Annotated in this window: 18 protein-coding genes; 10 read left to right on the top strand and 8 right to left on the bottom strand. The window is 46.2% G+C overall.

Translation table 11 applies throughout. The annotated features are described in order from the left end of the window. The first annotated feature begins 52 nt into the window (after nt 1-52). The 7 genes from E4N66_RS10605 to E4N66_RS10575 all read left to right on the top strand — a co-directional run bounded on the left by E4N66_RS10605 (nt 53) and on the right by E4N66_RS10575 (nt 9,100). On the top strand, nt 53-1,618 hold the full coding sequence (locus tag E4N66_RS10605) for an ABC transporter ATP-binding protein (protein WP_253727992.1): 1,566 nt from the start codon (nt 53-55) through the stop codon (nt 1,616-1,618). Next, the gene (locus E4N66_RS10600; RefSeq protein ID WP_162664196.1) at nt 1,615-2,691 is read left to right on the top strand and encodes an ABC transporter permease; all 1,077 of its coding nucleotides are present in this window, start codon (nt 1,615-1,617) and stop codon (nt 2,689-2,691) included. The genes E4N66_RS10605 and E4N66_RS10600 overlap by 4 nt, the downstream gene beginning before the upstream one ends. After that, nucleotides 2,684-3,607: an ABC transporter permease gene (locus tag E4N66_RS10595; RefSeq protein ID WP_016523145.1), complete on the top strand. Its 924-nt coding sequence runs from the start codon at nt 2,684-2,686 to the stop codon at nt 3,605-3,607. Before E4N66_RS10600 ends, E4N66_RS10595 begins: the two co-directional genes overlap by 8 nt. 11 nt (nt 3,608-3,618) lie before the next feature. After that, on the top strand, nt 3,619-4,554 hold the full coding sequence (locus E4N66_RS10590; protein ID WP_253727991.1) for a nucleoside hydrolase: 936 nt from the start codon (nt 3,619-3,621) through the stop codon (nt 4,552-4,554). 19 nt (nt 4,555-4,573) lie between these two features. Next, nucleotides 4,574-5,482, top strand: coding sequence for a ribokinase (gene rbsK / locus E4N66_RS10585; RefSeq protein WP_253727990.1), 909 nt, complete (start codon nt 4,574-4,576; stop codon nt 5,480-5,482). Further along, the gene (locus E4N66_RS10580) at nt 5,469-7,358 is read left to right on the top strand and encodes a PfkB family carbohydrate kinase (RefSeq protein ID WP_253727989.1); all 1,890 of its coding nucleotides are present in this window, start codon (nt 5,469-5,471) and stop codon (nt 7,356-7,358) included. The genes rbsK and E4N66_RS10580 overlap by 14 nt, the downstream gene beginning before the upstream one ends. Before the next feature lie 233 nt (nt 7,359-7,591). Continuing rightward, nucleotides 7,592-9,100, top strand: a complete 1,509-nt coding sequence (locus E4N66_RS10575) for a carbon starvation CstA family protein (protein ID WP_044013802.1) — start codon at nt 7,592-7,594, stop codon at nt 9,098-9,100. 137 nt (nt 9,101-9,237) lie between these two features. Here the strand turns inward: E4N66_RS10575 and E4N66_RS10570 are convergent, their stop codons facing one another. From E4N66_RS10570 to grdC, 5 genes are all read right to left on the bottom strand, one after another. Next, a complete protein-coding gene (locus E4N66_RS10570; protein WP_253673809.1) occupies nt 9,238-10,341 on the bottom strand; it encodes a D-alanine--D-alanine ligase family protein in 1,104 nt (367 codons plus the stop codon). A gap of 22 nt (nt 10,342-10,363) precedes the next feature. After that, nucleotides 10,364-11,506 (bottom strand): tetratricopeptide repeat protein, encoded by a 1,143-nt coding sequence (locus E4N66_RS10565; protein ID WP_044013798.1) that lies wholly within the window; start codon nt 11,504-11,506, stop codon nt 10,364-10,366. Nucleotides 11,507-11,555: 49 nt separating this feature from the next. Continuing rightward, nucleotides 11,556-12,374 carry a PilZ domain-containing protein gene (locus E4N66_RS10560; protein ID WP_044013796.1) on the bottom strand — a complete coding sequence of 273 codons (819 nt, stop codon included), beginning with the start codon at nt 12,372-12,374 and terminating at the stop codon, nt 11,556-11,558. A 547-nt stretch (nt 12,375-12,921) separates the two neighbouring features. Continuing rightward, nucleotides 12,922-14,070, bottom strand: coding sequence for a glycine/sarcosine/betaine reductase complex component C subunit alpha (gene grdD / locus E4N66_RS10555; protein ID WP_253727988.1), 1,149 nt, complete (start codon nt 14,068-14,070; stop codon nt 12,922-12,924). Beyond that, a complete protein-coding gene (gene grdC / locus E4N66_RS10550) occupies nt 14,067-15,617 on the bottom strand; it encodes a glycine/sarcosine/betaine reductase complex component C subunit beta (protein WP_253727987.1) in 1,551 nt (516 codons plus the stop codon). Before grdC ends, grdD begins: the two co-directional genes overlap by 4 nt. A 216-nt stretch (nt 15,618-15,833) precedes the next feature. Here grdC and nudC point away from each other — a divergent pair, with 216 nt between their 5' ends. Next, nucleotides 15,834-16,625: an NAD(+) diphosphatase gene (nudC, locus tag E4N66_RS10545; RefSeq protein WP_253727986.1), complete on the top strand. Its 792-nt coding sequence runs from the start codon at nt 15,834-15,836 to the stop codon at nt 16,623-16,625. Nucleotides 16,626-16,715: 90 nt separating this feature from the next. Here nudC and E4N66_RS10540 read toward each other — a convergent pair whose 3' ends face one another. Further along, on the bottom strand, nt 16,716-18,479 hold the full coding sequence (locus E4N66_RS10540; RefSeq protein WP_253727985.1) for a thiol-activated cytolysin family protein: 1,764 nt from the start codon (nt 18,477-18,479) through the stop codon (nt 16,716-16,718). A gap of 204 nt (nt 18,480-18,683) precedes the next feature. Here E4N66_RS10540 and E4N66_RS10535 point away from each other — a divergent pair, with 204 nt between their 5' ends. Then, nucleotides 18,684-19,589 carry an Rpn family recombination-promoting nuclease/putative transposase gene (locus tag E4N66_RS10535; RefSeq protein ID WP_044013787.1) on the top strand — a complete coding sequence of 302 codons (906 nt, stop codon included), beginning with the start codon at nt 18,684-18,686 and terminating at the stop codon, nt 19,587-19,589. Nucleotides 19,590-19,790: 201 nt separating this feature from the next. Here the strand turns inward: E4N66_RS10535 and pyk are convergent, their stop codons facing one another. Both pyk and E4N66_RS10525 read right to left on the bottom strand, forming a co-directional pair. Further along, entirely contained in the window at nt 19,791-21,551 is a 1,761-nt protein-coding gene (gene pyk / locus E4N66_RS10530; RefSeq protein ID WP_044013785.1) for a pyruvate kinase, read from the bottom strand. Nucleotides 21,552-21,580: 29 nt separating this feature from the next. Beyond that, on the bottom strand, nt 21,581-22,768 hold the full coding sequence (locus tag E4N66_RS10525; RefSeq protein WP_253727984.1) for a dicarboxylate/amino acid:cation symporter: 1,188 nt from the start codon (nt 22,766-22,768) through the stop codon (nt 21,581-21,583). 205 nt (nt 22,769-22,973) lie between these two features. Between E4N66_RS10525 and E4N66_RS10520 the strand changes: the two genes are divergently transcribed. Beyond that, entirely contained in the window at nt 22,974-24,416 is a 1,443-nt protein-coding gene (locus E4N66_RS10520; RefSeq protein WP_253727983.1) for an aminopeptidase, read from the top strand. Nucleotides 24,417-24,432 lie beyond the last annotated feature (16 nt).

Raw genomic sequence — 24,432 nt, 5'->3', positions numbered from 1 at the left:
CTTTTTGGGAATCCCCGGCCTCACTTTCCGTGCTTATGCGGAGACTATCCGAATGAATGTTGAAAGTACGGCAGATGATATTTTAGTAATGAAGGATATTTCAAAAATATATCCTAACGGTGTTACGGCTAATAGGCGTGTCAATTTTTCGGTTCGTGCCGGAGAAATTCATGCCCTTGTCGGTGAGAACGGCGCCGGTAAAAGTACCTTGATGAAAATATTATTCGGTATTGAGCAACCGACTGAAGGTACGATTTTATATAATGGAAATGAATCGCATATCAAATCCCCGCTTGACGCTATTCGTCACGGATTCGGTATGGTACATCAGCACTTTATGCTTGTCGAATCGATGAGTGTTGCAGAAAATATCTGCCTTGGAATGGAACCCGGAAAAGGCCCGTTGCTTCGTGAAAAACTCATGAACGAACAGGCTCAAAAAATTATCAATCAATATCATTTTGTTATTGACCCGAAAGAAAAGATTAAAAATTTGCCCATAGGGACGCGCCAGAAAGTAGAAATTCTGAAGGCGTTATATAAAGGTGCGCGCATTTTAATTTTGGATGAACCGACCGCTGTATTAACTCCGCAAGAAACGGAAGAATTATTTGTTGAATTAAAAGAGCTGCGGAATTCGGGATGTACGATTATATTTATCAGTCATAAATTAAATGAAGTTAAAGAAATATGCGAAAGGATAACCGTATTGCGTAACGGTACTTCCGTCGGCGTGTATTCCGCCGGAGAAATTTCTGAAAAAGAAATATCGAACCTTATGGTCGGTAAAAATATACATTGGGAAATAGAAAAACAACCAAGCGTTCCCGGAGAGACCGTCTTAAAATTGCGGGATGTATGTATGGATGATGATGCCGGGCGTCCCATACTCAAGCATGTGAGTTTTGATTTACCTGCGGGGAAAATTCTCGGTATTGTCGGTGTTGAAGGGAACGGGCAAAAAGAGTTGATCGATACCATAACCGGATTGCAGCACTGTACTGAAGGAAGCGTAATGTTAAACGGTAAAGATATAACATCGCGCAGTATTGCTGCAATCAGAAAAGAAGGTATCTCCTATATACCGCAGGATAGAATAAAAGTAGGAACGGCGGTAACTGCTTCCATTCAAGAAAATTTATTTGCCGTCTTTACGGAAGATGAGCGCTTTGTACATAAGGGCATTCTAAAGAAGAATGAAATAAAACAATGGGCTGATACGCTTATCAACCAATTTATGATTAAAACAAAAAGTGCCGATGTGCCGGTAAAAATGCTGAGCGGTGGAAATATGCAAAAGGTTATTATTGCACGCGAATTTTCAACCTCGGCAGGATGTATTATCGCAGATCAACCGACAAGAGGTGTTGATATCGGCGCTGCAAAGTTTATTCATCAAAAGATTATTGAAATGCGCGATAACGGTGCTGCTATTTTGGTGAATTCGGCAGATTTGGCGGAGATTCTGGAAATCAGCGACAGTTTGGTTGTAATGTACGGCGGTGAAATTACAGCATATTTTCCGGATGCCGGTATGGTGAGCGAAACTGAGTTGGGAGAGTATATGCTCGGCTTAAAAAAGCAAGGTGCACACGAACTTGCAGGATGTTTACGATGAAATTAATAGGACGCCTTTCATTTGAAAAAAGATTTGAATTGATACGGTTTGCTGCAGCGATCGGTATTGCGGTGCTCTTATCGTTTCTTATTATTTTATTTGTCAGTAAAGAACCGCTGCTCGCTTTTTCAAAGCTCTTTTTAGGGCCGCTTGAATCGGCACGCCGTTTCGGTAACGTACTTGAGTTATGTATTCCGCTCAGTTTTACCGGTCTTGCAGTTGCCGTTATGTTCAGCGCAGATATGTTTAATATGGGTGCGGAAGGGGCGTTTTATGTGAGTGGCGCCGTTGCAGTATTTACCGCATTGCTTATACCGCTGCCACCTGTTATTGCACCGCTTGTATCGATTATTATCGGAGGGTTATGCGGTGCTGTCGTTTGCTGGGTTCCGGCTTTTTTAAAGCAGCGATGGAATGCAAATGAGTTGGTTTCGTCTTTAATGTTGAATTATGTATTCTTTTACATAACCAAATATTTTGCCAATACGACCTTTAAAGATCCGTCGGCAGGATTTATGGCGACGTACCTGATTCCTGCCAATGCAAAATTGGCACGTCTTATTCCCGGAATGCGATTGCACTTCGGACTGTTGATATTGTGCGCCGTAGTAGTGCTGACCGTATTGTTTATCCGCCGTACGGCATGGGGATATCGTCTGATGCAAACCGGAAGGAATATCCGCTTTGCCCGTTATGCCGGCTTAAACACGACGGCAATTATTGCATACTCACAGCTTATCGGCGGTTTTATTGCGGGTGTCGGCGGTTCGGTTGAGGTATTGGGAATGTATGACCGGTTCCAATGGCAAAGCTTGCCTGGGTACGGGTTTGACGGTATCGTTGTCGCTATTCTTGCAAAAAATAAACCGCACTATATTCCGATTGCTGCTTTCTTTTTGGCGTATTTAAAAATCGGTGCCGATAAGATGGCGACATCTACGGACGTTACTGCAGAAATGGTTTCAATCATTCAAGGTGTTATTATAATGCTTGCCGCAGCTCAGGCCTTTTTAAGTAAATGGCGGCAGAAAGCACTCATTAAAATGCAACAGGAGAGCGGCTTAGATGGATAACTTTTTGAGTTATATTTTAACTGCGGAGTTTGCTTATTCCGTTTTGCGTGTTACGACTCCGCTATTGTTTGCCGCGCAAGCTTCGGTGGTTGCGGAAAATTCAGGTGCATCGAATATAGCATTGGAAGGCATTATGCTTTTTGCCGCGGCATTCGGAGCGCTGGGTACCGGCTTAACCGGCAGTTTGTTTATAGGCTTTTTAATTGCGTTAGGCGGCGGTTTATTAATTGCTGTGTTACTGGCTTACTTTGCGTTGTATCTAAAAACAGACATCATTTTATCCGGTATTGCGTTAAACACATTGGCCGCAGGCGGAACGGTATTTATTATGTATGTGCTGATTCACGATAAAGGCAGTACATCCTCCTTAGTTTCATTGGTGTTTCCTAAAGTGGTTATACCGGGTATCGCCGCTATTCCCGTGTTAGGCAGCATTCTGTCGGGGCAAAACGTGTTGACATACATTGCGTTTTTTACGGTATTTGCCGTCTGGTTTTTGCTGTATAAAACAAAGCTTGGTATGCACATTCGCTGCGTAGGCGAAAATCCCGATGCAGCGGAATCCGTCGGGATACCCATTCGTAAGACCAGAGTTATCGCATTGCTTATCAGCGGATTTTTGGCATCGTTAGGCGGTGTATTCCTTTCGATGGCATACATGAGCACCTTTACAAAGGGCATGGTAGCGGGGCGCGGTTTTATTGCGTTGGCTGCTGCGGCAATGGGACGTTTGGCTCCGGTGCCGACGATGTTTGCAGCCTTGTTTTTCGGCTTTGCCGATGCCTTGTCGAATGTCTTAGCGGCGATGAGCATCCCTGACGAATTCATAAAAACCGTTCCCTATATTTCAACCGTTATCGGACTGATTGTATTTTCAGCATGGCGGAAGCGCGGTAGGAAAGCGCAAATTGCTTGAAGGAGAAAACTATGGACAATAAAATACCGATTATAATTGACTGCGATCCCGGGCATGATGATGCAATAGCATTGATCATGGCGTTTGCATCCGAAAAGCTCAAAGTGTTGGGTGTCAGTGTCAGCGCCGGTAATCAAACTATTGAAAAAACATATACTAATGCACGCAAGATTATTTCGTTTTTAGGGAAAGCTCCGCCGCTTGCAAAAGGGGCATCGTATCCGCTCGTCAGAAGATTGGAAGTAGCACCGAGTGTGCACGGTGAATCAGGGTTGGATGGGCCGGTTCTGCCGGAGACGGATTATACCGGTGTGCCTGAATCCGCATGGGAACTGCACCGCCGGCTTATCTCTGAAAGTCCCGAACCGGTAACGTTTGTCGTAACAGGGCCGTTGACGAATCTTGCAATTTTGCTGTTAGCATATCCCGATGTGAAAAAAAATCTCAAGCAGATATGTTTAATGGGCGGCGGTATCGATCACGGTAATTGGTCATCTGCAGCGGAATTTAATATTCTTGTCGATCCCGAAGCGGCACATATTGTATTTTCGTGCGGTATTCCCATTGTGATGTGCGGACTTGATGTAACCGAAAAAGCAATGATCTTTTCGGAAGAAATAGAAAGACTGCGTAAATCCGAAAAACGGGTTGCCGTGCTGGTTGCAGAGTTGCTCGATTTCTTCGGCCGCTTTCACTCTGATTTGGGATTCCAAGGCGCACCTATCCACGATGCGTGTACTATTGCGTATTTGATCAAACCTGAGTTGTTTAAAGTATGCGATTACAATGTTGTTATCGAGACGCAAGGAAAGTATACCGCCGGTATGACGCTTGCAGATAAGCGGGTAAATAATAACAGACCAAAACCGAATGTTACAGCTTGTATGGATATCGATCGAGAAGGTTTTGTCCGGCTGCTTGAGCAATGCTGTATGGCGTATACATAAAATAACAGGAAGCATGAAGATGAAAAAGATATTGGTTATCGGCAGTTTAAATGCCGATATGGTAGTTCGTGTTCCGCATATACCCGTAGCAGGCGAAACGATTTTAGCGGAAACTGCTGATATGATACCGGGTGGGAAAGGAGCGAACCAAGCATACGCAGCCGGTAAGCTGGGCGCGCCAACGGTTATGTTCGGCGCGGTCGGTGCAGACCGCTATGCTGAAATCGAAAGGAAAAGCTTGCAGTCTGCGGGCGTTGATATTTCCCATCTGTTAGTACGCACCGATTGCGCAACAGGACTCGCGTGGATAACGGTAAATGATGCGGGCGATAACAGTATTGTTGTTGTTCCCGGTGCTAATAAAACACTGTCCGAAAAAGATATCGCCGATAACGACGATTTGCTGCACAACTGTGATATCATATTGTGTCAGCTGGAAATACCGATACAAACGGTACTGTACGCCGCCCGCAGGGCAAAAGAATTAGGCAAGACATTTATTCTTGATCCCGCTCCTGCACCGAGGGTATTTCCTTCCGAACTTTATGCATACATTGATATTATCAAACCGAACGAAACGGAACTTTCATTACTGACGGGCAAAGATGTTTCGGACTATGAAAGTGCTTCCGATATGCTGCGTACAAAAGGTGTAAAGAATGTTATTGTTACACTCGGCGAAAAAGGTGCTTTTGTAAATTCCGAATCGGAGGGGAAGCATCTTGTACCTGCTCGTTCCGTTCCCGTTGTCGATACGACAGCCGCCGGTGATTCTTTTACGGCTGCGCTTGCGGTTCGGCTTGCGTCCGGTTCTTCGCTACTGCAGGCTGTCCGCTATGCAAATGAGGTCGCAGCAATTGTTGTTACCCGTAAGGGAGCGCAAACCTCAATCCCCTCGGCGGCAGAGGTACCCTTTGACGATAAATGATATAGCCGAGCTTGCCGGTGTTTCCGTTTCGACGGTTTCAAAAATTATCAACGGAAAGGATAAGGGGATAAAGTCTGAAACGCGCGAACGAGTGCTTAAAATCGTTAAGGAATACCGGTACACTCCCTATGATTTTATTAAAAATAATACGAATTCAAAAAGCTTTTTATTGGGGCTTGTACTGTCGGGTATAAAAAAACGGCAATCGATCTCAAACGGTTTTTTGCATGAAGCTGAACGGCAAGGGTACCAAGTACAGGTATGCCTTTCTACTTCTGCGGAAAGCGAATCAAAACACATTGCCGCCTTATGTAAGAATAGGGCAGAAGCGGTTTTATGGGAACCCGTCGAAGTTGCTGCAGAAAATGATAGTGCCGGTATTGTTGCAGAATGCGATAGTTCCGGAACGGCAGCGGTGCTGCATAAAAGCGGTATTCCGTTTGCAGCACTGAATACTGATGCCGCCGGTTTCAACGGTGTGCTCTATGACTACCAAAAAGCGGGATATACCGCAGCAGATATATTGCTACGGTTGGGACATACGAAAATACGCTGTGTGTATGACGGAACCGATATGCAAGAATATGCCATACGGCAAGGCGTTGAACGGTGTCTATTCGATCACCATTGTTTATATGTTGAATGTAAAAATGTCCAGGAAGCGCTTTCGGTACATAATTGTTCTGCACTTATTTGCTGTGATTGGGATACGGCGGTAACGACGTATGAGTATGCAACGGTACATAAATTCCGGATACCGCAGGATCTTTCCATTATCTGTATCGACGATGCGGAGTATATCAAACCCTTTCCGCCCATATCGGCGATTCCGCTTTCCTTATTTCATTTCGGAGTCTTTGTATGCCGATATTTAATAGATAAAATCGAAAAGAAAGCAACGGATATACCGGCATATACCGAAGCATTTACTTGTAATCATTACAAAAGCATTGATCTGCCTGCACCCTTGCGCAAAAAACGAATCATCGTTGTAGGCAGTATCAATATGGATATCTTGCTTACCGTAAACAATTATCCTCAGACCGGAGAAAGCATTTCTGCTGAAAGTGTTTCGATAATACCGGGCGGCAAGGGGATAAATCAAGCGGTCGGTGCGGCGAAACTCGGTGCCAAGGTGTCGCTGGTCGGCAATGTCGGAAGGGACTTTGATGGTGATATGATTTTGAACCTCTTACATGATAACAGCGTTGATGCAACGGCTGTGCATGTGGACGAAGAGCATTCTACCGGTAAAGCCTATATTCATATCCAAGGTGATGGAGAAAGCGGTATCGTATTATACGGCGGTGCTAATGAAACGATTTCTGCAGATTCAATATACCGCAGTGAACAGCTCTTTACCGATGCAGTTTTTTGTTTGTTGCAAACCGAAATACCGATGGAAGCAGTTAAAAAGACGATTGAAACCGCACGAAAATATAACGTTGCAATTATGCTGAAACCTTCCGCCGTAAAAGAAATAGCGGAAGAACTTTTACCGGAACTGGATTATTTTATTCCGAACCGTAAAGAATTATACAGACTGTGTCCCATTGCCGGAACATTGGAAGAAAAAGCTGCATGGTTTTTGGAAAAAGGCGTCAAGACGGTTATCGTAACGCTTGACAGCGATGGCTGTTATGTACGAACTTCCGAATACGAGCGATGGTTCCCAGCTGTCGATATATTCAAACCCATCGATACAACCGGAGCTGCCGATGCCTTTATTGCGGCACTGGCCGTCTTTTTATCCGAACAAAAAAGCTTGTCTGACGCATTGCCGTATGCACTTTATGCCGCCGGATTTTCGACAACGCGAGTAGGGGTTGTTCCTTCTTTAATCGACAGAGCGACACTGGAACAATGCTGCATATAGTCCGGCGGATTATGGCGGAAGTTGTGTAGGAATTAAGGTGGATGAAAACGGATCGGTGTGGGATTTATATTTGGCTATCCGCGCCGATTTTTTAATATCTTTGCGCGTGCAATAAAATTCCATTTTTTTATTTACAAGCGGGAAAAACGGATTTATACTTTATATATAATGACTCAATGGTAATGCAAGCTCAAGGGTCATTCATAAATCCAATTCACAGGAGGATACTCTTTATGGTAACGTTTTTGCTGTGTATTGCAGCACTCATTGTCGGTTACTTGGTGTACGGAACGTTTGTAGAAAAAGTGTTTAGTCCGAATGAAGCCAATCGGACTCCGGCTATGGCTAATCCTGACGGGATAGACTATGTGCCGATTTCAAAGCCGAAAGCTTTTTTAATCCAGCTTTTGAATATTGCCGGTTTAGGGCCGATCTTCGGCGCAATTTCCGGCGCTTTGTGGGGGCCGAGCGTTTACCTTTGGATCGTTGCCGGTACGCTGCTTGCCGGAGGTGTACACGATTATCTTTCCGGTATGCTTTCGGTGCGGAACGATGGCGCCAGTATTACCGAAATCACCGGTAAATACTTAGGTCATACGATGCAGAACATCATGCGTGTATTCGGTTTGGTGTTGCTCGTTATGGTCGGTGTCGTATTTATGGTAGGACCGGCGGGGCTTCTTGCGCTGTTAACTCCGGAGTGGCTCAATGTAAAAGTATGGACAATTATCATTCTTGTATACTATTTCCTTGCGACCCTTCTTCCGGTTGATAAGGTTATTGCACGCCTTTATCCGATTTTCGGTATTTTCCTGATTTTAATGGCTGTCGGTGTTTCGGTTGCAACAATACTGAACAGCGGTACCCGTCCTATGATGGAGCTGACATTCGAAAACCTGTATCCAAGCGCGACTCAGCGCCCCATTTGGCCGTTGATGTTTATTACGGTAGCGTGCGGCGCTATTTCCGGTTTCCACGCAACGCAGTCCCCGATTGTTTCACGTACGTTAAAAAATGAGAAAGAAGGCCGTTGGGTTTTCTACGGCGCAATGGTTGCCGAAGGTATCATCGCAATGGTATGGGCGTCGGCAGCAATCGCTTTCTTTTGGAACAAAGACGGATCGGGTACCGGTCTTAAAGCCCTCCTCGAGATCGGCGGCGGAAATTCAAAGTCGGTATACACCATCTGTACCGGTCTTCTCGGAACAGTCGGTGGTGCAATCGCAATGGTCGGCGTTATCGCGTGTCCGATCACGTCGGGCGATACCGCGTTCCGCAGTGCTCGTATGATTATCTTCGACTGGTTTAAACTCGACGAAAAGAATCTGAAAACACGGCTTTCAATCGCGGTGCCGCTGCTGCTGGTCGGATACTGTATTTCGCTCATCAACTACAATGTTGTATGGCGCTATTTCTCGTGGTCGAACCAAACACTTGCGATGATTGTCTTATGGACGGGCGGCGCTTATCTTGCGACAAACTATCCTAACCGGAACCGCTGCTGGATCGCGGTTATTCCCGCAACCTTTATGTCGGCTGTTTCCGTTACCTATCTGATGTATGCACCGGAGTGTTTCAATCTGGTTCGGCTTGGTATGCAGGGAATTACGATTTCGTATGCGGTCGGTATTGTTGTTGCGGCGCTGTTCTTTGTCATCTTTATGACAAGAATTTACCTGCGGCCTCAACAGAGTCTTGAAAGTCAAAAGAAGATTATTATCGGACGCGTTCATAGTAAATAGACCTGTCCAATAACTGCGTTTCCGAACAGGTTTAATCAACAATTTTACTTAGGAGAAGCCGCCCATTGTTTTCGTGCGGCTTCTCTACAGGGCAGTAACCTTTCACACGCTTTTTTCCGGCGAGTACACGTCCGCTTTTACTTCCAATCCGTTCTAATTTGCCGCGAAGAATTAAACCGCTCTATCGCAAGATCGAACAAATGCATGATCAGTTCCCGGTACGGCATCCCCGACGCTTCGCACATCTTGGGAAACATCGAAATAGCGGTAAAGCCCGGAATAGTGTTTACTTCGTTCAAATAGATTTTCTTTGTTTTTTTATCTATAAAGAAGTCAACCCGTGATAAGCCGCTTAAATCCAGCGCTCGGTAGGCTTTGCCTGCAATGCTACGGATTTCTCGGCGCTGTTCGTCGTCGATATCGGCAGGAATTTTCAGCTGCGCGCCGTTAGGATCAGTATATTTTGCATCATAATCGTAAAATTCGTGAGAGGGGATAATTTCTCCCGGCGTATAGACCACGCATTCGTCATTGCCGGTTACGGAGCATTCGATTTCGCGCGCGGCAATACACGCTTCGATCAGTACTTTGCTATCCCAGAGAAAGGCTTCCTGCATCTTTTGCAACAGCTCGGTGCGATTTGCCGCTTTACCGGCGCCGACGGAACTGCCGACCCTACAAGGTTTTATAAACAGCGGGTATTCCAATTCTTTTTCCGCCTGAGTGATGAAACGTTCGCGTTCTTTCGGGTTATCCCATTGGAATTTTCTTACACAGAGAAACGGCACAATCGGTAACTGCTCATGCTGCCAGATTATCTTTGTTTTTTCTTTATCCATCGCTGCGCTGCTTGCAAGCACACCGCCGCCGACATACGGAAGGTCAGCCATTTCAAATAAACCTTGGATGGTGCCGTCTTCTCCGAAGCTGCCGTGCAGCACCGGAAAAACAACATCCGCTGTAATCGGTTTGCCATTTACGGATAAACCGGATGCAGTGCCTCCGCCCGGAATGACAGCAACCCGGGCGGTTTTATTGCGTTCTATTGTTAGTACCGCGTCCGTATCCTTGCGGATATGTTCCAAAAGGGACTCCGGCTGCAAATACCATTCGCCGTTTTTGGTAATGCCGATTAAATGTACGGTATGTTCGCTGCCGATAGCACGGACAACAAAAGAAGCGGAGACTAGCGATACCTCATGCTCACCCGATCTTCCGCCATAAATAATAGCTATATTCATAGTATACTCCGTATCGTATTCTTTATTGATTTTCCAGTCTTTTTAAAATTTCAACGGCGAGTGTATCTTCGGGATAAATATCAAGAACCGTTCTAAAAAAGGCTTTGGCTTCTTCCGTCTTTCCTTCTTTTAACGAAATAGTTCCTAAATTGGAAATAATCTTGATATTTTCGGGTTCTTGTTCAAGCGCACTCATCAACCAACGGCGGCTTTCGTCAAACCGGTCAAGCTCCATTAAACAGATGGCAAGCTCATTACAAATATCGCAATAGGCAATAGCCAGTTCTTTCGGAGTCTTTTTTCCAAGCTCCAGACAATGAAGGAATGCTTCCGAAGCATCCTTCCATCGGGCCTGTCGGCGCAGCGCCCAGCCGAGCAAGAACCACCCGTTCCATACCTTAGGGTGCAGTTCCAAAAATTCCCGTATTTTTTCAAGCGCTTTTTCTTCTTCGCCCATCTGGATAAAATCAAAAGCACCTTTGAAAAGCTCGTCGTCAAGTGCCTGAGTTTCTATCCACGCAATGAGTTTGGAAGCCTTTTGCTTACGGTGTGCCGTTAATTCATCTTGTGCCGTTTCAATATGTAAATATGTTTCAAATACGCTCTTTGCTTTGGGAAAGTTTTTTTGACGGATAAAGAAAAAACCGGCATTAAAGAAGGCTTCGGGTAGCGGCGGTTCAGCTGCGAGTGTTTCTTTATAGGCCTGAAATGCTTTATCGGTATAATATTCTGCATAATCCTCTGCTCCCGCTTGTTCGTAGAATCGAGAGCGTTCATCCATCAGTAATGCAACATTCAGTTTTGTTTGGATATGTTCGGGGAATAGACCTTCAAGTGCAAACAGCAACTGTTCGGCTAAGTCAAAATCAGCATTTTTTATTTTTAAAATTGCAGCATTGGTCATTTCTTCAAGGATATTCGGACGTAATTCCTTAAAAATATCCCGATAGTATGCAATGTGCTGATTATCTCTTTCGTAGGCGAATACATTCAGCATACCGGCTAAAATCATCTCTTCGGAAATACTGTCCGCCGTAAAATTTTTCCCTTCGTCCGTTAGAAGAAGCGGGAGAGGTATGGATGAATCAAATCCAGGAATTTTTGCCGCTAACGTATATTCATCGGGTACTTTGATATAAACAAGCTGCTTATCGGAGTTTTCCATTTGTATGTCCTATTGCCTTACGGAAGTGTGCGCGTGTTAATAAACCTCACTAGGGGTAGATTTTACGCTGCTGATTAAAGTATTGAGTTAAGCGTATTTTATAAGCAAGCGGTACAGATGATGGGTTATATGCCATCGCAACGGCAATCAGATCTTTCCGTTTTTCTACCAGCTCTGCTCTGATAATCTTTCCGCGCAAGCCGACAATAACAGTGGGGTCATCGAAGTCGAACTTCAACACGCAGTCTTTATTGAGTAAAAACGGAGCAATCCCTGCCATAATAAACTTTGCGCCGGAAAACGAAATATCCCGCACGATACAACGGCGGGGAATATTTTCGATATAGACAATCGTTTCTTTTTTGCTGAGTGAGAGTTTGCGCATTGCTTCCGCATTCAGTTCAATACGTTCGTCACCGCGCTTGGTGGTATTCGCTTTTGCATCCACAAGAAGCCCCAGCTTTTCAATTAAGTCGTCGGGAGCACGTTGTGTGTATTCAATATTAAGCAGGAGTAAATCGGGCGTCACCGTATATGGTGTGCAGCTTACCACTTTTCCGGAGACGAAAAAAGAGAGGTCGCTTTTTCCATTCGTTTGTGAAAATGAGAACCACAAAGAAATCGCTGTGGAGCCTGCACATATCTTTTCGTATATTCCGCAATGCTGCGGTACGATGACCTTTGCGCCTATCATCGAAGAAGAGTTAATGACACACGGCCAAGGTCCTCCTTCGGAGCCGACGCAGCGTATTGATGATTGCTGTGCATTAAGACTCATTGCTTGAATGACTTCTTTTGTAAAAGTTATTTCTGCTTTTTGGAAAAAATCGTAATACCTATTAAGCTGTTGACTTGTCAGGAAACCCATAGTAATGATAATAAATTTATTTTATTAAAAGGTCAAGCGAAAATCGACAGAGTAAACGCATCAGACAGTTTAGTGTATTACCCCGCAAAATAAGCGGCTGTATCAGCAGAATTTCACCGCTGCGCGGTTCAAATGCTGCTCCAGCCGGTTATTTTGCGATATGTTTTTAGCTGTCTGATGCGTTTACCCGGCTAGTTCGGAGAAAAAAGCTCTCCGTAAGCCTTTGCAAAGAGACGGTGCAGATACAAGGCGCACGAAAAAATTAACCGCAGGCACGGTAAAAAATATACATCCTTGTATATTTTTTACCTGCGTGTTTGCAGGGCAAACACGCTACTGACTAAAACCACCACCATCCGTGGTGGAGATGATACGTTGAGGATTTTCAGCAGCGGCACGGATGCCGCTCGTCGTAAACAGTAGCGATGTTTCGGCAGTGCTGAAACTCGCTGCCAAAAGCGTACAAGGATGTACGCTTTTGGCAATGCAACGCAGTAGATGCGCCGTATATTTGTAAAGGAAGTCTGATGCGTTTACCCGATTCTTTTTATATATAGTTCGCTGCGGTTAAAATCTTACGCGCTTTTTCAGCGTCTTCACCGGCAAGCAGGATGACTGGGCCGGTACAGCCCATGCCCGCTTCCGCATAGATGTTCTCTTTCCAGAGCGTCTTGCAGGCATTTTCTATGTCGATAACATCGATACCGTGGATTTCTTCCGTAACAACCTTCTTAGGCGGTACCGCGACTGTCTCCGCGCTTGCTTCTTTTGCGGCGCCGAACGAGTCGAGTATGGCTTGCAGCCCCGCTTTTTCGGCGGCTTGTATCTCGGCACGGCACAGCGCTTGTAGGTTTGCCTGAGCGCTGCGCGCAGAATACGCCAAAGCTGCGGCGATAACCGGAGCGCCCGATGCACGGGAAACAATCGCGACAACATCGGTCATATCCTTACCGGCGCAGGGGCCGTAACCGGAACCGGAGGCTTCGTAACTGCCGCCCGTTAAGAAGGAGCTGAAAAGCTTCATCAACACATTGCCGGTTAAGGTATCGCAGACCATCACATCGGGAGTGCCCTGCAGCAAATCGTTGCCGCGCATGCGTACCCCGCCGTCGGCGCGGTGCGATTCGGTAAAGCGTATCGGATAGCCCGCTTTTTGCAGCTTTAACAACGCTTTTTCAATCGTCGCAACGCCGTCAATGTTTAAAAGCCCGACCGTCGGGTTTTCAACACCGTTTGCTTTTGCAACGGCAATTCCGGCAAAGGTGTTTAACAGCATTGCCTTATACCGGTCTGCATCGGAAGCGCCGGTAGTGGACGCAATAAACATCTCTTTGCCGAAGCCGGGCGTTACTACCTTTCCGATTGTCGTAACGCCGAGCGGAAAAGTATAGTGCATTGTTACCGCGGCTTTTATTTCGCCCGTTTTAAACAATTCTTCCATTTTATGATGCGCGTCTTCCAGCGTTGGCGCTTCATACCAGCGGAACCCCTCGGTTTTCGGGCCGCCGATCAGCACAATATCCAATCCGGGATTGGCATGGGCTGCCAGTTTTGCCGCGCGGATAAGCTCTGCTTCTCCGTGCTCGCTGCCGGGGACGGTTAAGCCGACCGGAAAGGCTTCCGCAAAGGCGCCGGTTTCCAATCCCTTCGCCATCAGGCTAAAGGCATCGGCCAGTTGTTGTTTTGTACTGCTCATTTTGCTCCGCCCTCCGCTAAGATACGGGCAGCGACATCGCGCATAGCATCGGCTACAATCTTTTTAATTTCCGCTTCACCAGCGCCGCCCGCAGCACCGGAACTTCCTTTGCCGTTGTTCGCCTCAATTAAAAAGCTTAAACCGTCAAAGAGGTTGGTCAACCGGCCGAGGAACAAGCTGCCTTTTCCGATAATCATCGCGCGGTGCAGCTTTCCTGCAAGCATATCCCGCCGCGCATGGCCGATAAAGGGAACGCCGGAGGGAATGTGTCCCTGCGTAGGTGCAAACCCTTCCACACCGTATTGCTTTACAAATTCCGCAATTTTCGCGCGTTCAAGCTGCCCCTTCATAACCGCAAGCGCGGCAATCATCTTCGTGTTCGCTTCCGGCACATTACCGGCTCCGGCAGGAGCGGTAATTTCGTGGTTCTGCAATTCCGCCGCGAATTTTTCGACATCGGTAATCTTCATCCCCGCCGCATTCAGCGGATCGTAGATAAGCGCCGTCATAACCGCCTGCGGAGAAGAACCGGAAGAAATCGTATGCTTACCGATGACATCGGTATTGATAACGGGGTTTACACCGTCGTCTTCCGTAATCAATACGGCAAAGCCGCCCACCATATCTTCAATAAGCGGCATATCTTTTTTTACGTGGTCTTTACCGTTCATGCCGAGCTTTGGTACGGAACCTCCGGCAACAACCATTACGTTCTTAAAGATGCCCGACCGCACAAGCGCTGCCGCATTAGCCAAGGCATGTACCGGCGCTGCACAGAAACCGCGGATATCGCAGCCGGTGGCATGAACGCATCCCGCTTTTTCGCCGACGGATTTTGCGATATTGCCGCCTCCGCGCTGGTTCACATCGCCCGCAGCTTCCTCGGAACACTCGATAATATAATCGATGTCCGCCGCATTGATGCCTTCAAGCTCTGCGAGGTGCCACGCGGTTAAAATACCGCTTCCCTTGGTAACAAGGTTTTCGAGCATCGTATGGGCGCTCAAGTTCGGGTCTGTGTCATGCGCTTGTTTGACACAGCCGACCAGCACGTCATTGTCGTATAGACCTTCCGCCGTGTGCGATTGCACCAGTTTTTCGATATCAGCCTTGGAATGAGCTTCTCCCAACGTAATCGCCTTGTTCTTCATTAGCGGATGATTTTGAATAATCGTTGCCGCTTCGGCAGTAAATTCTTCGGTTAAGTATACCAGTTCAAAGACGTCGGCATACTTCATCAAAATGTAGAGTTCTTTTTGCGTCGCAATTTCACCGAACGGCCCGAAGCGGTCGGCTTTTTCAGTGCACTTAAACCACGGTTCGGGGATACCGGGCAAATCTTCAGGTCTTTTGTTTCCGATATATACCTGATTGGGCGGATATTGCACAGCCTGCTCAAAGGTTCTTAAATGAGACGGAATTGCGGCAATGTAGGGATCTGCAGGATCTTTCGCAATCGCTGCGGTCTGAGTTGAACCGTTCCGTTTTAACAGATCGGGGCTGTATGCTAACGTATAGCTTGCCCCTTTAATTACTGCGTTTTTCATAATACATCCTTATTGATAAAAATCGAGGAAAGAACCGCTTATATCAATCAAACGGTATCTTTCCATAGAGTGGTAGCATTAACCGAGCCATTTCTAAAAAGTAAGATCTTTAGATTACGCCGATACTTCCATAGCCTACACTTTGAAAATGCTCTTGTCAAGCAAGCACTTTTTAGAGGATGTGCAAAAAGCATGAGAAAATGATATACTGAAAATATGGCGCTTATAGATTGTCCCGATGGGGCTGATTTTGAATTTGGTATTTTGATACAAAAGAAAAATATTTTTATTTTAGAAAACGGACAGTTGCCGAACGGTAGCGAAGTATCTAAAGTTCTTAAAAAATATAATGGTAGTGATATTCTCGGTTCTTACGGAGAACAGACATACCGTACGTTTGCGGCAGCCTTATCGCCCGAAGCGGCGGAACCTGAAGGGCTTAAACGGATACCGTATCGAAGCCTATTCATAACGGAACCTGCCGAGTATGCCGCGATTACAGCACGGGCTGTCCTTTTGCTCGATTGGCTGTATCATACGAAATACTGTTCTTCATGCGGCAGCCGGCTGTATTTAAGCACAACCGAAACAGCACTGGAATGTCCGCAATGCCGCAGAATATGGTATCCGGTTCTTGCGCCGTGCATTATTGTGCTTATCAGTAAGGGTGAGCAAATCCTGCTGGCACGGCATGTACAGCATACCTCCGACATTTATACCTGCATTGCGGGCTTTATCGAAGCGGGCGAATCCGTAGAAGAAGCCGTTGCTCGCGAAATACGCGAAGAAGTGGGCTTAACCGTCAAAGATATCCGGTATCGCGGAAGCCAAGGCTGGCCGTATCCCAACCAGCTGATGCTTGCGTTCCGTGCCGAATACGTTTCGGGTGATATTACCGTACAACAGGAAGAGCTATCGGAGGCTGCATGGTTTACACGCGATGCATTACCGCCGATACCGCTTCCCGGATCCGCCGCGCATCGGCTGATCTGCGGCGACTGGTATTAAGGTTGTTCTGCTTGCGTCTCAAAACCTGTACAAAGTTTTATCTAAAACTTTGCACAAGTTGTTTAAAATCAGTCCATCGCCCTTTTCTTGTTAACTCTCTTTTTCAACTGTAAACCGGACATCGAATACCAGTTTTTCAGCCGGATTCCCTTTTCGATACAGTGTAAAGGATTGTAAGGGGCTTTCTGTGTCTACGAGTAAGTTGACCGTAGGCGTAGGCAGCTTGGGATTGCCTCCTTGTTTATTGCTTACAAAAACGTGTTCTTCACCGTTTATAGTTCCCTTTATATCGAAGGAAAGCTGAATAACGGAAGATTCGTCCGGAAGCATAATACTGTTCGGCCGCGGTTGAGGTTTTGCATTATCATTGCGCTTAACCGTTAATTTTGGCAGTGGCTTGGTATTACTGTAGGTAAAGATTGGCTTCTGAAGCTTATCTTTATCACGCGGCTGCATATCAATGGTACCCGTAATATCCGCGGAGTCGAATCCGACGCCTTTGATATTTTCTATCACTGCGGTTACCTTGTATCCTTTTGCCGGTACCTCAACACGTTCTACCGTCTTGTATTTTTCGCCGTATTTGATATATGCAGTGGCATTGTCATCCAAGAATCGTAATTGATACTTAATAATCTGCCCAGGGTTCTTTGCGGAAAATCCTTCTTTTACAATATACTTTTGAAACTGTTTAAGATCGGTAACCGCCTCGCTGCCCCCTCCGATAATATTGATTGTAATCGTTGTTCCCTTTTCCAATTTTTTGATAGCCAGATCGATGTCTGCTTCGGCATGGTTTGTTGTCGTAACTTTAAATATCGTGTCGAGATTGGCTTTAAGCTCGGACTTTTCCTGCTCTGATTCAATGGTAAGGTAGGCAATGCGTCCGTAAGAAACCGATGATACATACACTGGCATTGTATCTCCCACCTTCTCGCGCGGTATATTAATCATAAGCGGAGCTGCTTCTTGATTCACATCCACGGTGTAAAACGTTTCGACAAATTTGATAAGCCGCCGTTCCTTATGTTTTCCATCTTTAAATTTAAAGCCCGCTGCGATTTTGCTTTTAATCCCAGCTGCACCGAAACCCACTCCTATTTTAAGCTGAGCTTCGAGGCTTTTTTCGTTCGTAATTTCCAGTTCTTCATAGCTTAAATTGGCAGAGGCATGGTAGGTAATACTTTGACTGAGTATTTTATTACGCAGCTCTCTATATGAAGCTAAATTCGGGAAGATTTCGCCGGACGTAATACCTGCTTTTCCGTCTTTTCCTTCTTTATCTTTTACTCCCTGTAAATCGAAAGAAATGACCGCTTTTCGTTTATTGCCTTCAATGATTTCCTGATAGCTGTCTTTATCAAGACTATCGCCTCGCAGAACAGAGCCGGGATAAATTGAGTTCTGGGAAGGGTCAAGCAAAAGCGTATCGTCAAAAGCAGCCGAAACATCATACTCGACTTCTTTTTCGATGTACTTTACCACCATCCCTTGAGTATTGAGCTGCGGACCCGTTTCACTGAGCTGTTGTCCTTGGAAAATTAACTCACGCAATCGCTGCGGCGACCGTGCAAGGGTTTTAGGAATATCAAGTCCTTTATAGGTAAGTTCCTCTTGCTCATTACTTTGACCGTTGCCGGAATGGGCACCGGTTCCATTATTTGTATTTTCACCGTTTCCGTTATTCGGTTTATCGGGTTTGGACGGCCTTTGTACCGACTTGTCCGTTTTGATCTCTTTTACTAACGGTTTTGTCGGCTGCTGGCATCCCGTTATACCGAGCAGTACAAGACAGATCAACAGCGATCCCCATTTCATACGTGTTGTGGGCTTTGCCCGTTTTTGTTGTTGCATAAAAACCTCCTTGCGGTTGATGCTGTCTGTCTTATAAAGCACGCGCCTCAAAATGGCTTGAAATTTTGGGAAAAAAATAAAAATTTTTAAAAAAATGTGATACCGAGAGAATTTGCTAAAACTATGAATTATTTAGATGAGTTATGCCGGTTTTTCCAGCCATTTTCCTCCAAAAGTCGCATAAGGACTGTAGGAGGAGTGAAAATGAGCAAATCCCACAGCAGTCCAATGCTGTTCACCGCTCGAAACGACTACGCATTCAAAAAGCTTTTTGGTACCGAGGAAAACAAAGACATCATGATTGAATTCCTCTCTTTGGTTACCCTTTTGAGCACAGATGATTTTGACGATGTTCGTATCGAAAACAGTGAACAGATTCCCCGATTCTACAACGATAAAACCGGGCGGCTCGACATTAAAATCCGCTTACGCGACGGCCGTAAAATCGATGTAGAGATGCAGAATACCTATTTTGATTATTATCCTAAACGCAGTATCTTTTACTGTTCTAAACTGATCCATGAACATTTTATGAGCGGTTTCCAGTATGCGCAGTTGAAAAAGTGTATTGCAATCAATGTGCTGAATAGTCCGTTTAAGCTGAGCGAAAAGATACATTCAATCTATCAGATACGTGAAACGGAAGAACAAACACTTTTGGATGAGCTTTTGGAGATTCACTTTTTAGACTTAACAAAGCTGCAAAAAGATAATTTGACAAGCCTAGAAAAATGGCTTATGTTTATCAAAACAGACAGTAAGGAGGAGCGGTCTATGCTCGCACAAGGGAATCCTGTAATGGCGAAGGCAAATAAGGTGATGGACATCTTTTATCTGGATGAGCAAGAACGGAAGCGGTATGAGGCAGCATGGGAATATGAAAGCGACCGGCTCTCGATGATAAGCGAGTCTGAGCGTAAAGGCCTTGAGCGCGGAAGAGCTGAAGGTAAATCGCTCGGTCTTGCCGAAGGGGAAGCAAGAGGCCTTGAACGCGGCTCCCGTCAAAAAGCGCTTGAAACGGCACGGATACTAAAACAATTCGGTGACTCCATACAGAAGATCGTACAAGTTACCGGTCTAACCGTGCAGGAAGTAGAAGCACTTAACTAATGGATAAGGTGATAAAAGCGTCTTTCTTCCGCTTCGTCCCTTTCTATCTTCAAAATAGCTGCTTCCCGTTATGAGGTAAAACACTGGCAGAAAAAATTGTACCGGAAATTTGGCAGCGCTGAATGAACAGACCACTGGAAATGTTGAAAAAGTAACAAACTTTTGAAACATCCCCATTGGTCATGTTGCATCGGAGATGATTTAATAAATAGCGGCGGTTCCTTTTATCACGACGCCGGTTTTTCCGTTCAGCGTGATAATATCGCCTGTTTTTAATACGGCCGTTGCTTCGGCGGCTCCGACGATTGTAGGTTTCGACAGGTTCATTCCCATCAAGGCAGCGTGTCCGCTTAAATTTCCGTTTTCGGTAATGACGGCGCCTGCCCGCTCGATAAAGGAATTCATTAAATCGTTGGTTGCTTGGGTTACGATAATGTCTCCGTCCGCAAAGTCGGTCAGCAAGTCTTGCTCGGTGCGGATAACCTTTACTCGGCCGGTTACAACCGATTCAACGCCGGTGCCCTTACCCTTCAGCAGTATCTTTCCGACGGTTTCAACCTTCAACAAGTTTGTCGAACCGACCAGTCCGATCGGAACTCCGGCGGTCAGTACGGCAAGTTCGCCCTCTTGTACAAACCCATGCTCTTTTGCGACGTTAATGCACTGTTCGAACATCTCGTCCGTCGATTTAAAATAGGATGTTACAATCGGGTACACGCCCCAGTTAAGCGATAACCGGCGTGCAGTTGCTTCAAAGGGGGTTACCGCAACAATCGGCGCCTTGGGCTTGTATTTTGAAAGCGCCCGCGGCGTTTCTCCCGAAGAGGTCGCGGTAACGATAACCTGCGCATTCATTTCCAACGCCATAGAACAGGTTGCGTGTGCGATGGCATTCGTAATGGTCAAAGAATGCTCCCGTGCAACCGCCCCCATAATCTTGTCGTAGTTCAACGAGTTTTCGGTTGTAACGGCAATGCGGTGCATCATCTTAACGGTTTCTACCGGATATTTTCCCGCAGCCGTTTCTCCTGAAAGCATAATGGCGCTCGTTCCGTCAAAGATGGCGTTTGCAACATCGGTAACCTCCGCCCGCGTCGGGCGAGGATTATGCGTCATCGACTCAAGCATTTGGGTTGCCGTAATTGCCGGTTTACTTGCCCGCAACGTTTTACGGATAATCATCTTTTGCACAAGCGGAATTTCTTCCGGCGGAATTTCGATACCTAAATCGCCGCGAGCAACCATGATGCCGTCGGAAACTTCAATAATTTTGTCGATGGAGTCGACGCCTTCTTGGTTTTCGATTTTCGCAATAATATGGATATTGTTCCCATTCGCTTCCTCCAAGACCTTGCGGATGCTTAAGATATCCGCAGGACCGCGGGTAAACGAGGCTGCTACAAAATCAACCTCATTTTGAGCGCCGAACTTTAAGTCGGAAATATCCTGTTCGCTCAGGAAGGGGAGGTTGATTTTTGCTCCGGGAATATTGATGCCCTTATGATTCGATACGGGGCCGTCGCTCATGACGGTACAGATAATATCGGTGCCGTTATCGATCCGCTCGACCTTCAGTTCGATTAAGCCGTCATCTATAAGGATGCGATTATTAGGCTGTACTTCCTGCGCAAGGTTCTTATAGGTTACGCTGCATATTTTTTCATCGCCGACAACATCGCGTACGGTAAGCGTAAATTGCTGTCCCTTGCTCAGCTGTACGGAATTAACGCCGAAGTTTTTCAGCCGTATTTCCGGCCCCTTGGTGTCCAGCATAATCGCAATCGGCAAGTTGAGTTCCTGCCGAATCTTCTTGATACGGTCGATACGGATCTGGTGCTCTTCATGCGTACCGTGCGAAAAATTAAGGCGGCATACGTTGAGCCCTGCCTTAAATAATTCGCGCAGTATTTCTTCCGAGTCGGAAGCGGGACCGATAGTACAGACAATCTTTGTCTTTTTCATCTTTTCTCCTATCGAATAAAAGTATGTCTTTACGCTTTCTTCTTATCCTTCGAGATGGCATCCACTAGAATGGCAATTGCGCCGTCTCCGGTTACGTTACATGCAGTTCCGAAGCTGTCCTGTGCAATATAGAGCGCAATAATCAATGAACTCATTGTGTCGTTAAAGCCGAGAATGGACTGGACAAAGCCAAGCGCTGCCATAACTGCACCGCCGGGGATACCGGGCGCGGCAACCATTGCGACACCCAAGATCGCGATAAACGGAAGCATAACGCCGGCGTTTGCCGTTTGTCCGTGGAGGATGAGAATAGCCATCGAACAACTGGTAAGGGTGATGGTGCTTCCGGCAAGGTGGATGGTTGCACAAAGCGGGATAACAAAGTCTGCAATTTTTTCCTGAATACCGATTTTCTTTGCGGAAGCAAGCGTTACCGGTATGGTTGCTGCGGATGACTGAGTCCCCAATGCGGTAACATACGCCGGCAGCATTGTCTTAATCGACGTAAAGGGATTCCGTTTTGCAATGGCACAGGCAATGATGTACTGAATAAGTATCATGATGACGTGCAGTGCAATAACGATTGCAAATACTTTAACGAATATTCTGAGAATCAGTCCTACCTGTCCGGCATGGGTCATGTTGGTAAATACACCCAAAATGTGGAGCGGCAGCAGCGGAATGATGATAACTTCGATTACTTTCGTAACGATATTCTGGAATTCGCGAGCTGCATTCTTTAATGTTTCCGAGCGGGTTACTGCGATACCGATACCGAGAACAAAGCTTAAAATTAAAGCGGTCATAACACCCATCAGCGGCGGCATATCGATACCGAATAAACCGGGCAACAGCGCGTCTTCGGGATTCGCATGAGAGAAAATATCCGCATGAGACGTTAAAAAGAGCGGGAAGAACACCGAGTCGGTTACAAAGGCTAAGGTACCGGCAAGCAGCGTTGAACCGTAGGCGATACCGGCAGTAATGGCAAGCAGCTTTCCTGCATCGGATCCCAGATCTGCAATACCCGGAATAACAAATCCGAGAATGATCAGCGGGATGATGAAGCTGAGGAAGTTGCCGAATACTCCGTTAAAGGTTGCCAAAATCTGGACAGGCAACGGCAAATGAGAGGAGCGCGTCAGGGTACCGATTAAAATACCGGCAACGATTGCAATAATAAGACGCGGCAATAGACCTAATTTTTTTGCACTCACAATAAACTCCTTTTTAAAAGTGTCCGAACATCTCCAAAAGCTGACCGGTTTTTTAGAGATGCCCATCTATCTTTTTATAGTGTAACTGACTTTCCGGCGGTTGTCCAGTTTGTTTTAATATTCCGAAACCGAGTGCGCCTCTTTTACAATCTTCTTCAATAGTATATACTGCCCCATCCGATGAAAATTCAATAAGAGGTACACTATGGAACTCACGTATAAAGCCAAAACGGCATGGGAAAATCTCACCGAAAACGAACTTGCCGAAATGCAAACGCTTTCTCAACACTACATTTCGTTTTTAAACACCGGAAAGACTGAACGCGAATGCGCCACTCATATCATACGGCAGGCAAAAGAAGCCGGTTTTAAACCGCTTGAAGAGGTCATAAAGAGCGGAAAAGCGCCGGCGGGCACAAAGGTATATCTCAACAATAAGGATAAGTCCGTTGTGATGATGGTGCTCGGCGAGGATATCATGCAGGGAATGAATATCGTCGGCGCTCATATCGACAGTCCGCGCCTCGACGTCAAGCAGATGCCGCTCTATGAAGATTCCAACCTCGTGTTTTTAAAGACTCATTATTACGGCGGCATCAAAAAGTATCAGTGGACTGCAATTCCGCTCGCTATTCACGGGGTCATCTTTACAAAAGAGGGCAAGAAGGTTGAAATCTGCATCGGTGAAGATGAAAACGATCCGGTGCTCTTTATCAATGACCTGCTCATCCACCTTTCAAAAAAGCAGCTGCAGGAAACCTTAGCGGAAGGCATTACCGCCGAGCAGCTTAACGTACTGGTCGGTAATATGAAACCGGCAACGCCGGATGAATCGGATGATAAGAAAAAAGACAAATCTAAAGAGGATAAAAAAGGAGATAAAGCATCTCCGGTTAAAGAAAATATCTTAAAAATCTTGAATCAAAAATACGGCATTACTGAAGAAGATTTCCGCGTTGCGGAGCTTGAGATTGTCCCCGCAGGAAAAGCGCGGAATGTCGGGCTTGATAACTCGATGATTGCAGGGCACGGCCATGATGACCGCGTATGCGCATATACCACACTGAAAGCGATGCTCGAAGTTTCGGGCACTCCTGCAAAGACCGCCGTCGCCCTCTTTGCCGATAAAGAAGAGATCGGCTCGGTCGGTAATACCGGCATGACAGCGCTCTACTTTGAAAACATGGTCGCAGAGATTGCCGCCCTGCAGAAGGCTCCCTGCGATTTAGGTGTGCGCCGCGCATTTGCCAATTCCTGTATGCTGTCTGCCGATGTATCCGCCGGTTATGACCCCGCGTTTACGTCCGTATTTGAAAAGCTCAATTCAGCGTTTATCGGCAACGGTATCTGCATCAACAAATACACCGGCTCCGGCGGCAAGGGCGGCTCAAATGATGCAAATGCCGAATATCTCCAAAAGATCAGGCATTTATTCGATACCAACAATGTTGTCTGGCAAACGGCGGAACTCGGTATGACCGACGCCGGCGGGGGAGGCACGATTGCCTACATCCTCGCTAAGTACGGAACGGAAGTCGTAGACTGCGGAGTGCCGGTATTGTCGATGCATGCCCCCATCGAATTGATCAGCAAAGTCGACCTTTTAATGGCATACCGTGCCTACAAGGCGTTTTTAAAAGCACATTAAAGCTAAGCGGAACCTC

This window comes from Treponema sp. OMZ 857 (assembly GCF_024181085.1).
GTDB lineage: Bacteria > Spirochaetota > Spirochaetia > Treponematales > Treponemataceae > Treponema.
This window is presented reverse-complemented; position numbering and strand designations above follow the sequence as displayed.

Bases quoted from the DNA above. Each gene is read 5' to 3' on its own strand.
- rbsK (WP_253727990.1), top strand. From the start codon at position 4,574: ATGAAAAAGATATTGGTTATCGGCAGTTTAAATGCCGATATGGTAGTT.
- E4N66_RS10520 (WP_253727983.1), top strand. From the start codon at position 22,974: ATGGAACTCACGTATAAAGCCAAAACGGCATGGGAAAATCTCACCGAA.
- pyk (WP_044013785.1), bottom strand. From the start codon at position 21,551: ATGAAAAAGACAAAGATTGTCTGTACTATCGGTCCCGCTTCCGACTCG.
- E4N66_RS10605 (WP_253727992.1), top strand. From the start codon at position 53: ATGAATGTTGAAAGTACGGCAGATGATATTTTAGTAATGAAGGATATT.
- E4N66_RS10540 (WP_253727985.1), bottom strand. From the start codon at position 18,479: ATGCAACAACAAAAACGGGCAAAGCCCACAACACGTATGAAATGGGGA.
- E4N66_RS10575 (WP_044013802.1), top strand. From the start codon at position 7,592: ATGGTAACGTTTTTGCTGTGTATTGCAGCACTCATTGTCGGTTACTTG.
- E4N66_RS10600 (WP_162664196.1), top strand. From the start codon at position 1,615: ATGAAATTAATAGGACGCCTTTCATTTGAAAAAAGATTTGAATTGATA.
- E4N66_RS10590 (WP_253727991.1), top strand. From the start codon at position 3,619: ATGGACAATAAAATACCGATTATAATTGACTGCGATCCCGGGCATGAT.
- nudC (WP_253727986.1), top strand. From the start codon at position 15,834: ATGGCGCTTATAGATTGTCCCGATGGGGCTGATTTTGAATTTGGTATT.
- grdD (WP_253727988.1), bottom strand. From the start codon at position 14,070: ATGAGCAGTACAAAACAACAACTGGCCGATGCCTTTAGCCTGATGGCG.
- E4N66_RS10565 (WP_044013798.1), bottom strand. From the start codon at position 11,506: ATGGAAAACTCCGATAAGCAGCTTGTTTATATCAAAGTACCCGATGAA.
- E4N66_RS10535 (WP_044013787.1), top strand. From the start codon at position 18,684: ATGAGCAAATCCCACAGCAGTCCAATGCTGTTCACCGCTCGAAACGAC.
- E4N66_RS10570 (WP_253673809.1), bottom strand. From the start codon at position 10,341: ATGAATATAGCTATTATTTATGGCGGAAGATCGGGTGAGCATGAGGTA.
- E4N66_RS10560 (WP_044013796.1), bottom strand. From the start codon at position 12,374: ATGGGTTTCCTGACAAGTCAACAGCTTAATAGGTATTACGATTTTTTC.
- E4N66_RS10595 (WP_016523145.1), top strand. From the start codon at position 2,684: ATGGATAACTTTTTGAGTTATATTTTAACTGCGGAGTTTGCTTATTCC.
- grdC (WP_253727987.1), bottom strand. From the start codon at position 15,617: ATGAAAAACGCAGTAATTAAAGGGGCAAGCTATACGTTAGCATACAGC.